Here is a 12,523-nt window from a genome sequence, read left to right on the forward strand (position 1 = left end):
GCCGCCGATTCTTGGCTTTGATAAAGGTATTTCGTGGGTTTAAGCCTTTGGAAGAACCGACAAGCGGCAATGTCCTGCTTTGCGGTAGGCAGTCAATCGGCGTATTATTTGCGACAAGATTGGTCGGAGATTGATATGTCGCTCTACAGTGCTGGCGTCGAATACGGCATCCATTGCCTACTGTTCCTGGTGGACGAGCGTGGCGACTCGCGTGAGTCCAGCGTGCGTGACCTGGCAGAGTTGCAGGGTGTGCCCCAAGAGTATCTGGCCAAGGTGTTTACCAAGCTGGCCCGGGCCGGGTTGGTGGCGGCCACCGAAGGCGTGCGCGGCGGTTTCCGGTTGGCGCGGCCGTCGGACGAAATCACGGTGCTGGATATCGTCAATGCCATCGACGGGCCAAAAAAGATTTTCGACTGCCGCGAGGTGCGTGAGCGTTGCAGCCTGTTTGACGGCTCGCCGCCCGGATGGGCGACTGAAGGCACCTGTGCGATCCATGCGGTGATGCTGGGCGCGCAGAAGCGCATGGAAGAGGCGTTGGCCCAGCAGACCATTCTGGACCTGGCGCGGCGGTTCGGGCGCAAGGCGCCGGCCGAGTTCGGGCAGCAGGTCAATGCCTGGATCGGCGAACGGCGTGAAGGCAAGGGGGCAGTGGAAATAATTGCAACTCAATCCTAAAGAATCAAAAAAATTACTGCTAGTTTTGAGAGTATCGAGAATAGGTCATCGCCGGTAATCTCCATTTCCTGAAGACTGTGAGGGCCGCCCAGAAAGCGGTCCATTTCACTGCTGAAAAGGAGATGACCATGAAAAGTTTTATCGATGCACGTGATTACGTCGATGATGTCATGGTTTCCATCTCGTCCAATGAAACCCCGCTCGAGCGGGCAGTCAAGGCCGCTGGCGTAAATAAAGCCCGACTGATTACAACCTCCGCGCCGATCGTTCGCATCATCGGAGCGAAAGGGCAGCATATATTCATCCAGCACGCCAGCCATGTTGAAGTTTTTGGGGACGGTGGCAACCGCGTCGACTACTCCTGTGCATACTCGACCTATCCCGGCACCAGAAGAGGCTCGGGTTGCGCGTACAGCGGTTGAGTCGATCATCCAGGTTTGCAGATCGATCAGGCCTTGCTCATTCAATCTCAGATGCAAGCGTTTGAGCATCTGATCGAACGTGCCCTGGTTTCGCCAACCCCGGAACCGCTGTTAGACCGTTGACCATGGGCCGGAGCGTTCCGGCATATCTCGCCACGCAGCGCCTGAACAAAGCACCCAGAGCACGCCATCGAGCATCAGTCGGTCGCTCAGGCGTGGCCTCCCTTCCTTTCCGTCGATGGCGTGGGACTCGACAAAAACTCAGCGTTCAAGGGGTGCCGATTGGGTTTCTCGGGATTTCGTACAGAGCCTAGCGGTTCGCCAGTGATCGCATCATGCACATGGAAAGTACGTACCGCTTTGTTCCACTTGGCGTGTGTTGCAGGGTTGCCATGCGGCTGCACGGGTAGCTTCCGACGACGGTTGCGTTGTAGCAGGCATGGCGTAAGTCCTCTTGATAAGAGTTCTCTTTTTAGGCGGGCACTCGGCAATCCACAACTGTCATTTTTGTCAGTTGCCGCCTGGCCTCGGTTCGCCCACGCTAATGGGCATGGGCAATTTTCTCTAATGATTATCCGAGTGCAGTCAAAAGGCCGCCCCGTTGCCTGTAATTACAATCAGGAGTAGGAACATGAACCTCAGTGATGCGTGGGTTGAAGAGGCCAATCGGAGTATAAAGGCGGCCCCGTCGGCCTGGCTGGCCGATGCAGCGAAAATGCTGGATTATCTGGTAGCTCGCGAAACCACCGCAGCCACCGAGGCAACAGTCAGTAAATGGAAGGCCGACTATAAAGACGGGAAATTCAAAGATATTATCTATCCGCAAAAACAGTCAGGCAGGAATACGGCCCCTCTGTATGAGCACCTGGAACGTGTACAGATGCTTGCCAGTTTCGCTGTGAAGCACAATGACGATGCAAGCGGGGAATGTGCGGCTGAAGCGTTACGATTTTATACGGCACAGGAATATGCCACCGCCAATTGGTATCAATTGAAGGTGGGTCTTGCGTCGCAAGTGGCGCGTTGCCTGATGCTCCTGTCTGTTAGAGGCAATGCACCTCTCGAAAGTATTAAATATGTTCAGGCGCTTACTAATGTTGATCAACAGCAGTACGCAGCCAATCAGGTCGAGTTTGCATATGTTCAGCTTTTGTGGTCACTTGCCGGCTGGAAAAATACATCGGATGTGACCTACCTGGCGCAGGCCTATGCAGCCTCAAGGGCTGTCTCAAAGTGCTGTGAGTTCGCCAGCCTGTCAGCCCCGACCTGGGGGGAGGGCATCAGGACGGACTACAGTTTCAGTCAACATAACCCCTTCGTGATACGTGATAAGTCCGTGTGCTCGCAATTGTATGCAGGCAGTTACGGTTTCGTGTTTCTGGAGACGGTGTTCAAGTTCAAATCCGCGCTGGTCGGGGTCTTCGGCTTGACATCAGCCAGCCTGGAAAATATCGAACTTCATTTGACCGAGGGCTTGGCATGGTGCGCTTATGCCGGGCGTTATGATTTTCATGCTCTGGGAAGAGCCATCAGCCGTAGCCGCGGCGGCGGCACATCAGCGTGGTCGAGGTGGTGTGGAGCACTGCTGCCGACCGCCAAAAATCCTGACCGATTACGCGAGATGAAAGAGTTGGGGAGTGGAAAAGTAATGACGGGTCCAGGCTTCAGAGGGAGTCGAGCATTTTGGACCAATGACTACCTGTCGCACCTTGACAATGATTTCGCCGTTTTTTGCAAAGTGATCTCCACGCGAACTGTTGGCACCGAAACGGGGAATGGTGAAAATCTCAAGGGGTATTACATGGGCGGGGGGAGCTATTTTGTTCATACCCATGGTAAAGAATACGAGGGCATCCAGCCCGTGTGGAACTGGCAGTATTTGCCTGGGACCACGGTGGAAGAAGATCCTCATTTCGAGTATCCAGAGTTGCGATTCGGTCGCAACGGCTGGGGCAGTCATGATTTTGCAGGGGTTCTCAGCGATGGCACAGTAGGTGTCGCGACCATGATCCTGTCGCGGCAAAACATCAACACCTCCCGTAAAACAATCATCACGTTGGCCGGCGAGGTTTATTGTCTTGGCCTCACAGGGGACCTGTCGGGCGTGTCTCATAATGTGCACACCACAGTAAATCAGTGCTGGCATGACACACGGCACGTGCGCTCAGAAACCAGTACTGGAGGGCATAGCATCAATTCTGGGACAATCAGGCGGTCAGATATCTCTGAAGTGAGGCACGACGGTGTCGTCTATCAGTTCTTACTGCCAGCCGACGTGACTGTAGAGCTAACCACCAGTCGGGGTTCATGGAAATCCATTAACGGTGACCAGTCTGCCGAACCCGTAAGCGGCGGTACATTTTCGCTGTGGATCAATCACGGTAGAGTAAGTGAAGATAGGTATGCGTATGTAATTCGAAAGGCGGGCTCGGTTGGAAGTCAACCTTCTTTTGTATGCTCCGCCACGTCGCAATACATTGTTTCGAGTACAAAAGACCTAGCGGCCGGATCGGTCTTCAGCCCGTCGGTCGACATTGATCTGGAGGAAGTAAAGATCACGCCCAAGGCACCACTGGTATTTGTCGCGCTGTTAAAGGACGCTAAGCTTACCCTGACGATTAGCGACCCGACACAAAAGCTTGATGCTATCGAAGTTCAACTGAAGTGGAAGAACCGCACCTACAATCATAAAATCATACTGCCGACCGACTTGGACTACCGGGGTAAAGGTGTCACCGTCGAGCTTACGGAAAAGGGTGTGAGCGCGTAATTGCGCAGCACTCTTCAGCGGGTAGTGTCAGCTGATAGTGGAGCAATCCTCCTCACAGCTTACTGTGACCCTGGTGCCGCCGCCGGTACGCCCCCGGCTGCACCCCCACCGCCTTGGCGAACGCCCGGGTAAACGCCGCCACCGACTGATACCCCACCTGTGCCCCCACTTGCTCCACGGTATTCCCCGCCCGCAGCAACTGGCTGGCATGGCGCATGCGCAGCGCCAGCAGCACTTGCCCCGGGGATTGCCCGGCCAGTTCATTGAACCGTTTGAAAAACGCCGACCGCGACAAGCCGGTGCAGGCGGCCATGCTCTCCAGTGTCCAGGCTTGCCCCGGTTGCTCGATCAACTGTTCCAGCAGCCCGGCAAACGCCGGCTGGCGGGCGAGGGCAACCAGCCCGCCCAGTGACTGGCCGGCATTCACCTGCTGGCGCAGCACATACAGGAACAACAGGTGCGTCAGCCGCTCCAGCAACGCCTGCGAAGGGCCTGCGGCACGTCGGCACTCCTCCAGAATCAACGCGAACAGCGCCCGCGCCGCACTGCCGGCGGGCTCGTCGGCGCGCAGCAAGATCCAGTCAGCCAGGCCCTCGACAATCAGAGAAGACAGGCCGCTGTGGAAGTGGAAGAAGCCGCAGACCAGCCCAACGCCATCGCTCGCCTCGCTATCCAGCGTTTGCATGGTTTGACGCGGCTGGGCACAGGCGTCGACCGGGTCCTGATCGCTGGACAGACGATAGGCCAAGTCGCGCAACAGGAACACCGCATCTCCCTTTTCCAGCAGTACCGACTGCGGTTGGCCGTCAACGTGCAACCAGCAATGGCCCTGCAACACCAGATGGAAACTGGCCCGGCCCATACCCTGGGTGCTGGCGTGCCAGCCACCGCAGTAACGGCCCACATGGAACAGGCTGGCATCAAGCTCCAGGCCTTCTAATAACCAATCGACAAGGTGGCTGGACGAAATCATCTAATGCAAACACTCAGGAGCAAGGAAAGGCGACTGATGAATATGGAGGGTAATTCTTATAACCAACAGACTGTAGTGACACCCATCAAAGGAGACCACTCCATGTCCTCGCGTATTACTTTACACACGCTGCAGAGCGCTCCGGAAGCGGCACGTCCGTTCCTCGAAAATGCACAGAAAAACTCAGGCTTCATCCCCAACCTGCTCGGCGTACTGGCCAATGCACCGGCGGCACTGGAAACCTACGTGACCGTTTCGGCGCTCAACGGCAAGTCCGAATTGAGCCTGGCTGAACGCGAAGTGGTGCAGCTGATTGCCGCCACTCAGCATGGTTGCGACTTCTGCGTGGCCGGCCACACTGCCGTGGCGCTGAACAAGGCCAAGCTGCCACAAGAGGTGGTCGATGCCCTGCGTGCCCGTGGCGAGCTGCCTGATGCCCGTTACGAAACCCTGGCCGCATTCGCCCGCGAAGTGATCGCCACCCGTGGCAATGTGAGCGAAGCAACCTACCAGGCTTTCCGTGAAGCCGGCTTCAGCGAAGGCAACGCACTGGAGGTGATTCTTGGAGTCAGCCTCGCAACCCTGTGCAACTTTGCTAATGTTTTCGCCCAGACGCCGCTCAACGACGAGCTTGGCAAATACCGCTGGCAGCCTTCGGCGTAACCCACGTGTGATAGCGGCCCTGACGCGGTCGTTGTAGGTGCGGCCTGGTGCCGCGAATGGGCCGCAAGGCGGCCCCGGCGTTCCCAAAGGAGCAAGACCATGCAAGATTGCGCATTTCGACACTGGCTGGATGCCAATGCCGAGGCCATCGACCGGGGCCTGTGCGAACCGCAGCAGGTGCTGGCACAGATCGCCGAATCACAGCTGCTGCGTATCGGTGTCGATCCGGCCTTGGGCGGCACCGGCGGGCAAGTAACCGACGCGGTCGAGGCGATTGCCGCCATTGCCAGCCGCTCGTTGGCGTCAGCCTTCGTCTGCTGGGGCCAGCGTGCCTTTATCGAATACCTGCTGCACAGCCCCAACCAGGCGCTGCGTGAGCGCTTGCTGCCACGACTGCTGACCGGCGAACTGGCCGGCGCCACCGGGCTGTCCAACGCCATGAAGTTCCTGTCTGGCATCGAAGCGCTACAGGTGCGCGGTCGCCCTGCAAGCGATGGCTGGAACCTGGAAGGGCGCCTGCACTGGGTGACCAACCTGCGCAAAAGCGGTTTTGTGGTGGCGGCGGCCATCGAGGACGAAGCCGGTGGCGCGCCGTTCATACTGGCCATTCCTTCCGATGCCCAGGGCCTGGAGCGCTCCGATGACCTGCAACTGATGGGCCTGCAGTCGAGCAACACGGCGGCACTGGCCTTCCACCAGGTGCCGTTGGCGCGTGACTGGCTGCTGCACGAGAATGCCCGCGAGTTCCTGCCACGGGTGCGCCCGGCGTTCCTGGCGCTGCAATGTGGCATGGCCATCGGCCTGGCGCGACGGGCACTGGAAGAGGTTCAGGGGCACCTGCATGGGCGTGCCTCGTTCCTCGACGAGGCACGGCAGGTGCTCAGCGAACGCCTGGAAAACACCGTCAGCGAGCTCAAGCAGGGTTTGCTCGATGGCCGCTTCCAGCAACAGCCGGCAGCCTTGTTCAAGCTGCGCATCACCCTGGCCGAAAGTGCCGCCGATGCCGTGCAGCTGGAATTGCAGGCCAGCGGTGGCAAGGCCTACCTCAGCGAGTATGGCGAAGGGTTTGCCCGCCGCTGGCGTGAATCGGCCTTTGTACCGATCGTCACGCCCAGCCTGGTGCAATTGCGCGCCGAACTGCAACGCCAGGCGGGCGCGGCATGAGTTCAGTGTTGCTCGAAGCCCGCGATATCAGCCTGGGCTACCCGCGCGAGGGTGGCTGGCAGCAGGTGCTGGCCCAGTTTGACCTGCAATTGGCGCCGGGCGAAGTGGTGAGCATTCTTGGCCCCAGTGGCGTGGGCAAGTCCAGCCTGCTGCGCGTGTTGGCAGGCCTGCAAGCACCCCGTGGCGGCAGCGTGACCTTGCACGGCCAGGCGCTGGAGGGGCCGCACCCGCGGCTGGCGGTGGCCTTCCAGGACCCGAGCCTGCTGCCCTGGCTGAGCCTGGAGAAGAACGTCGCCTTTGGCCTGGACTTCGCCCGCCAGCCCAGGCTGGCTGCGGCCGAGCGGCGCGCGCGCATCGACCATGCGATTGCCGCTGTGGGCCTGGCCCACGCCCGTGGCCAGTACCCGGCGCAATTGTCTGGCGGTATGGCCCAGCGCACAGCGCTGGCCCGCTGCCTGGCGCGCCAGCCTGAAGTGCTGCTGCTGGACGAGCCCTTCGGCGCGCTGGATGAAGTGACCCGGGCCGACATGCAGCAACTGCTGCTGCAACTGATCGCCACCCACAACACGGCGGCGGTGCTTATCACCCACGATATCGACGAAGCCCTGCTGTTGTCCGACCGGGTTCTGCTACTGGGCAACCACCCGGCGCACATCCTCGGCCAATGGCACATCGACCTGCCGCAACCGCGTACCCACCGGGTTGAGGAACTGGGGGTGTTGCGTATCGAAATCCTCAAAACCCTTCGGCGGGCAAGCCGCACAGTCGAACCTACCCCAACCCCGTTGCCCTCGGAGGCTGTCCATGTGCATGGATGACTGCTGTTCCTCTTCTTCGCGTCGCGATTTCCTCAAGCTCGGCGCCATGCTCACGGCCGCCGGTGCGCTGCCGTTGCTCTCAAGCCTGCAAGCCCGTGCCGCTTCCGAGCCGGACGCGCCAGTGCGCATTGGCTACCTGCCGATCACCGACGCCACGCCTTTGCTGGTGGCGCACAATAACGGCCTGTTCGAAGCCGAAGGCATCAAGGCCGAGCGCCCGGTGCTGCTGCGCAGCTGGGCGCAGGTGATCGAGGCGTTCATCTCGGGCCAGGTCAACGTCATTCACCTGCTTTCACCCATGACGGTGTGGGCGCGCTACGCCAGCAAGGTACCCGCCAAGGTGGTGGCCTGGAACCACGTCGGCGGTTCGGGCCTGACCGTGGCCCCGGACATCACCGACATGCAGCAACTTGGCGGCAAGACTGTGGCCATCCCGTTCTGGTATTCGATCCATAACGTGGTGTTGCAGCAGATGCTCAACGACAACGGCCTGACGCCGGTGTCGAAGCCAGCCAACGCGCAGCTGGCTGCCACCGAAGTCAACCTGCTGGTGCTGCCGCCCTCCGACATGCCGCCAGCCCTGGCCAGCAAACGCATCGCTGGCTACATCGTTGCCGAGCCGTTCAATGCCCTGGCCGAGAACCTCAAGGTGGGCCGCGTGCAGCGTTTTACCGGCGATGTATGGCGCAACCACGCCTGCTGCGTGGTGTTCATGCACGAGCACGACCTGAACAACCGCCCGGAATGGTCGCAAAAGGTGGTCAACGCCATCGTCAAGGCCCAGCACTGGACCCGTGACCACCGCGCCGAAGCCGCGGCCTTGCTGTCCAAGGCCGGCCCCAACAAGTACACGCCTCACGAGCCAGCGGTGCTGACCAAGGTGCTGGCGCCGGCCGCCGAGGACCGTGCCAGCTACATTGCCAGTGGCGCCATACGCCATCAGCAGTGGGATGAAAAACGCATCGACTTCCAGCCATACCCGTTCCCCAGCTATACCGAAGAGCTGGTCAGGCGCCTGAAAACCACCTTGATCGAGGGCGACAATGCGTTCCTTGCCGGGCTTGACCCGGTGCAAACCGCTCGCGACCTGGTCGACGATCGCTTCGTGCGCAATGCCATTGCTGCGGTCGGTGGGCCGTCGGTGTTCGGCATTTCCGACAACTTCGAGCGTAGCGAGGAGTTTGCGGTCTGATGCGCACGTATGTCGTACATGCCGGCCTTGGGCTGGCCGGGTTACTGGGTTTGTTGCTGTTGTGGTGGGCCGGGGTTGCCGTGTTCGGCCAGGCTGACGGCCTGTCTGCACGTTTTTCGCCGGCCGCTACCCTGGCCAGCCTGGTCGAGTTGCTGGGGCAGGGCGAGGTCTACGGGCATATCTGGGTCAGCCTCAAGCGCATCCTGGTCGGGCTGTTGCTGGCATTGCTCATCGGCGTGCCGCTGGGCTTGCTGGTGGGCAGTTACCGGCACCTGGAGGCGGCGACCACGCCAGCGTTCCAGTTCCTGCGCATGATCTCGCCGCTGTCGTGGATGCCGGTGGTGGTGATGGTGATGGGCGTGGGTGACCAGCCGATCTACTTCTTGCTGGCGTTCGCTGCGTTATGGCCGATCCTGCTCAACACGGCGGCCGGGGTGAGGCAGCTGGACCCACGCTGGTTGCAACTGAGCCGCAGCTTGAGTGCCACGCGCTGGGAAACCCTGTGCAAGGTGATCGTGCCGGGGGTGATCGGTCATGTGCTGACTGGCGTGCGTCTGGCCATCGGCATTCTGTGGATCGTGCTGGTGCCGTGCGAAATGCTGGGGGTGAGTGCGGGGTTGGGGTATTTCATCCTCGATACACGTGACCGGCTGGCGTATTCCGAGCTGATGGCGATGGTGCTGTTGATTGGCGTGCTGGGGTTCATGCTCGATGCACTGGCTCGTGGGTTGCATCGGCGCTGGGTACATGGCTGAAGCTTCCAGGCCTGCACTGGCCCCTGTAGGAGCGGCCTTGTGTCGCGAAAGGGCCGCAAAGCGGCCCCGGAAATTCTGCACTGATGCTGCAATCCTGGGGGCGCTTCGCACCCCTTTCGCGACACAAGGCCGCTCCTACAGGGATTTCACAAGGCCTGGGTGGTGTTGCACCTGTGGGGTCAATGCACCGTCTTGCGCTGCCGCACACATGCCTGGGCTTGAACGGTCAACTCGTCCAGCCGCTCATCGCGCGTCTGTTCCGCGTCGATCATCGCATCTTCACCCTGCTGGTTAAGCAGGTAGGTATGAATCTGCAGCACTTCTGCCGTCTGGTAGATCGGCGCAATGTCCAACCGCCCGATCAGCGCGCCACTGGCCTGCCCGGTACTGCTCATCAGTACCTGCGGCCCACTGGCGGCCACCACTTGCATGCCCATCGCTTCAAACCATGGCACCTGGCTGGCAAAGGCATTGAGCTCCACACAGGCATGGCGTGCCTGCAGGTCACCCAGCAGGGCGCGGGCGATACCTTGGCGGCGATGGCTGGCGCGCACGGCAAGAAATGCCAATGCGCATGCCTGCTCATCGTCCTCGGCCGGCAGCGACAGGGCAAAGCCCAGCAACTGGTCCGGCGCTTCGGCATCCAGCGCCAGGGTCAGCGCCACGGCCAGGCCGCGGGTGCCGTCCAGCGCTTGCAGGTACTGGTGCACCTCCATGCCGACGCCGTACTGATACAGCGGGTACAGCGGGTTGTCGGCGGTGATGGCAACACTGCTCAGGTCGCCGACATTGTGGATGACCAGCTCGCGGATCTGGTTCTGGAAAGATTCGGGCGGCACGCTGTCGAGGCGGCTCAGGATGAACATCGGGGACGGGCTCCGGCGGGTGGGTATACAGGCCGCGCCAGGCTGGCGTGGGCTGCACAGTTTAACCGGTTTTGTCGTATCAGCCTTGCACCTGTATTGCACCGAGCATCAGGTCAAGGTTTTGCACCGCCGCCCCCGAGGCACCTTTGCCCAGGTTGTCGAACACTGCGGTGAGCAAAACCTGGCCATGTTCGGGGTTGGCATACAGCGCCAGGCGCAGGTCGTTGCTGTCGTTCAATGCCTCGGGGTCGAGGTTGGCGGCTGCACCTTGCTGATGCAGCGGCATGACCTGGACGTGGCGGGCGCCCTGGTAGTGCTGTTCAAGGCAGGCCTGCAACTGTTCAGCGCTGACCTGGCCGGGCAGCAGGCGCAATTGCAGCGGGATGCTCAGCACGATGCCCTGCCGGTAGGCGCCGTAACCGGGCATGAACACCGGCCGCGCCGACAGCCCGGCATGCTGCTGGATTTCGGGCACATGCTTGTGCGCCAGGTCCAGCCCATAGAGTTGCAATGTCGGCGCCTTGTCGGCACCCGCCTGTTCGTGGCGCTCGACCGCGGTGCGGCCACCGCCGGAGTAGCCGGAAATGGCATGGATGCCCAGCGGGTAGTCGGCCGGGAGCAACCCTGCGTTGACCAGTGGGCGTAGCAGGGCAATGGCGCCGGTGGGGTAGCAGCCCGGGTTGCTGACACGCTTGCTTTGGGCGATACGTTCGGCTTGCTGCTCGTCGAGTTCCGGCAGGCCGTAGACCCAACCCGGGGTGGTGCGGTGCGCGGAGCTGGCGTCGATTACCCGCACCTGCGGATTGTGGATCGCCGCCACGGCCGCGCGCGCGGCGTCGTCAGGCAGGCAAAGCAGGGCAATGTCGGCGCTGTTGATGGCCTCGCGGCGGCGCTGCGGGTCCTTGCGCTCGGCTTCGGGCAGAGTGAGCAGGCGCAGGTCGCTGCGGCCTTGCAGGCGGGCATGGATCTGCAGGCCGGTGGTGCCTTGGTCGCCGTCGATGAAAACAACAGGGGTGTGCATGGTCGGGGTCCGGTCGGGGAGGGATGACCTATGCTCGCCTATGGCCTTAGTAATGAAAATTTGAATATGATGATCGATATGTTCAGGTTTTCTGAATGAGCTTTTATGTGCCGGCCCTTTCGCGGGTAAACCCGCTCCCACAGGGGCGGCACCGTTCATGAGTATGGTGGTGAACCTGTGGGAGCGGGTTTACCCGCGAAAGGGCCAGCACAGACCATGCGTGAAATCAGCCTCGACCGCCTGCGCACCCTGGTGGTCATCAGTGACCTTGGCTCCTTTGCCGAAGCTGCCCGCCAGCTCAACCTGGCACCGCCCACCATCAGCCTGCATGTGGCTGAACTGGAAGCGCGTATCGGCGCTCCATTGCTTGGCCGCACCCGCGGCCAGGTGCGTCCTACGGCCATCGGTGAAACGCTGCTGGCCCGTGCCCGGCGCCTGCTGGCCGACGCTGATCTGGCACTGGATGAAGTGCGCCGCCAGGTCGAAGGGTTGACTGGCCGGGTACGCCTGGGTGCGTCTACCGGCGCCATTGCCCACTTGCTGCCACAGGCGCTGGCGCACCTGCGAGTGGAGCATCCGGGGGTTGATGTGCAGGTGCAGGTGCTGACGTCCCAGGCATCACTGGTACGTTTGCGTGAGGGCACACTGGATATCGGCCTGGTGGCCTTGCCGCAGGTGGCCGGCAAAGGGCTGACCGTCACCCCCTGGCGGCGCGACCCGATCCTGGCTTATGTGCCGGCCGACTGGCAGCCGCCTGCCAGGGTCACGCCGGCCTGGCTTGCCCAGCGGGCATTGATCCTCAACGACAGCAGCACCCAGTTGTCGCGGGTGACAGGGGAGTGGTTCGCGGCAGCGGGGTTGTACCCCGAGCCGCGCATCGAGCTGAACTACAACGATGCGATCAAGAGCCTGGTAGGCGCCGGGTACGGCGCTACCTTGTTGCCGCAGGAAGGCGAGGCGACTGAACTGGACCAGCGCATCGCGCGCCGGCCTCTGCGGCCGGGGTTGTGGCGGCAGCTGGGAATCGCCTGCCGGGAGGGGCAGGTGGAACGTGCCACGGGGTATGTGTTGCAAGCGTTGGAGCGGTTGCGGCAGTGAGGGCTCTGGGGGCCGCTTTGCGGCCCTTTCGCGACACAAGGCCCCACAGATACCGCGTTAACTCGAAGCCAACGCAGTCCCTGTGGGAGCGGGCATGCCCGCGAAA

Annotated in this window: 12 protein-coding genes and 1 pseudogene; 9 read left to right on the forward strand and 4 right to left on the reverse strand. The window is 61.4% G+C overall.

Going from position 1 to position 12,523, the window contains the following annotated elements; genetic code table 11:
- Window positions 1-135 precede the first annotated feature (135 nt).
- Both ACIQUI_RS08310 and ACIQUI_RS08315 read left to right on the forward strand, forming a co-directional pair.
- Window positions 136-675, forward strand: coding sequence for an RrF2 family transcriptional regulator (locus tag ACIQUI_RS08310; protein WP_403196995.1), 540 nt, complete (start codon window positions 136-138; stop codon window positions 673-675).
- A 128-nt stretch (window positions 676-803) separates the two neighbouring features.
- A complete protein-coding gene (locus ACIQUI_RS08315; RefSeq protein WP_403196998.1) occupies window positions 804-1,097 on the forward strand; it encodes a hypothetical protein in 294 nt (97 codons plus the stop codon).
- Here ACIQUI_RS08315 and ACIQUI_RS08320 read toward each other — a convergent pair.
- Window positions 1,056-1,328 (reverse strand): annotated as a pseudogene (locus ACIQUI_RS08320) (transposase); the annotation flags it as partial. The gene ACIQUI_RS08315 and the pseudogene ACIQUI_RS08320 sit on opposite strands and share 42 nt — an antisense overlap.
- Before the next feature lie 400 nt (window positions 1,329-1,728).
- Between ACIQUI_RS08320 and ACIQUI_RS08325 the strand changes: the two are divergent.
- Window positions 1,729-3,867, forward strand: coding sequence for a polysaccharide lyase family 8 super-sandwich domain-containing protein (locus tag ACIQUI_RS08325; protein WP_403196999.1), 2,139 nt, complete (start codon window positions 1,729-1,731; stop codon window positions 3,865-3,867).
- A 52-nt stretch (window positions 3,868-3,919) separates the two neighbouring features.
- On the opposite strand, the gene ACIQUI_RS08330 is transcribed toward ACIQUI_RS08325, so the two are convergent.
- Window positions 3,920-4,840, reverse strand: coding sequence for an AraC family transcriptional regulator (locus ACIQUI_RS08330; protein WP_403197002.1), 921 nt, complete (start codon window positions 4,838-4,840; stop codon window positions 3,920-3,922).
- A gap of 102 nt (window positions 4,841-4,942) precedes the next feature.
- Here ACIQUI_RS08330 and ACIQUI_RS08335 point away from each other — a divergent pair, with 102 nt between their 5' ends.
- From ACIQUI_RS08335 to ACIQUI_RS08355, 5 genes are all read left to right on the forward strand, one after another.
- Window positions 4,943-5,503, forward strand: a complete 561-nt coding sequence (locus ACIQUI_RS08335) for a carboxymuconolactone decarboxylase family protein (protein WP_391131771.1) — start codon at window positions 4,943-4,945, stop codon at window positions 5,501-5,503.
- Window positions 5,504-5,602: 99 nt separating this feature from the next.
- On the forward strand, window positions 5,603-6,667 hold the full coding sequence (locus ACIQUI_RS08340) for an acyl-CoA dehydrogenase family protein (protein WP_403197005.1): 1,065 nt from the start codon (window positions 5,603-5,605) through the stop codon (window positions 6,665-6,667).
- Entirely contained in the window at window positions 6,664-7,485 is an 822-nt protein-coding gene (locus ACIQUI_RS08345) for an ABC transporter ATP-binding protein (protein WP_403197007.1), read from the forward strand. Before ACIQUI_RS08340 ends, ACIQUI_RS08345 begins: the two co-directional genes overlap by 4 nt.
- Window positions 7,472-8,677, forward strand: a complete 1,206-nt coding sequence (locus ACIQUI_RS08350) for an ABC transporter substrate-binding protein (protein ID WP_403197010.1) — start codon at window positions 7,472-7,474, stop codon at window positions 8,675-8,677. The genes ACIQUI_RS08345 and ACIQUI_RS08350 overlap by 14 nt, the downstream gene beginning before the upstream one ends.
- A complete protein-coding gene (locus tag ACIQUI_RS08355; protein ID WP_403197012.1) occupies window positions 8,677-9,432 on the forward strand; it encodes an ABC transporter permease in 756 nt (251 codons plus the stop codon). Before ACIQUI_RS08350 ends, ACIQUI_RS08355 begins: the two co-directional genes overlap by 1 nt.
- 179 nt (window positions 9,433-9,611) lie before the next feature.
- Here the strand turns inward: ACIQUI_RS08355 and ACIQUI_RS08360 are convergent, their stop codons facing one another.
- Complete coding sequence (locus tag ACIQUI_RS08360; RefSeq protein WP_403197015.1) at window positions 9,612-10,298, reverse strand: GNAT family N-acetyltransferase; 687 nt, start codon at window positions 10,296-10,298, stop codon at window positions 9,612-9,614.
- Window positions 10,299-10,377: 79 nt separating this feature from the next.
- Window positions 10,378-11,319 (reverse strand): N-acetyl-gamma-glutamyl-phosphate reductase, encoded by a 942-nt coding sequence (gene argC, locus ACIQUI_RS08365; protein WP_403197018.1) that lies wholly within the window; start codon window positions 11,317-11,319, stop codon window positions 10,378-10,380.
- A 216-nt stretch (window positions 11,320-11,535) separates the two neighbouring features.
- Between argC and ACIQUI_RS08370 the strand changes: the two genes are divergently transcribed.
- Window positions 11,536-12,417: a LysR family transcriptional regulator gene (locus ACIQUI_RS08370; RefSeq protein WP_403197021.1), complete on the forward strand. Its 882-nt coding sequence runs from the start codon at window positions 11,536-11,538 to the stop codon at window positions 12,415-12,417.
- Window positions 12,418-12,523 lie beyond the last annotated feature (106 nt).

Source organism: Pseudomonas sp. NPDC090592 (genome assembly GCF_044769185.1).
In the GTDB taxonomy this organism is placed as follows: Bacteria; Pseudomonadota; Gammaproteobacteria; order Pseudomonadales; family Pseudomonadaceae; genus Aquipseudomonas.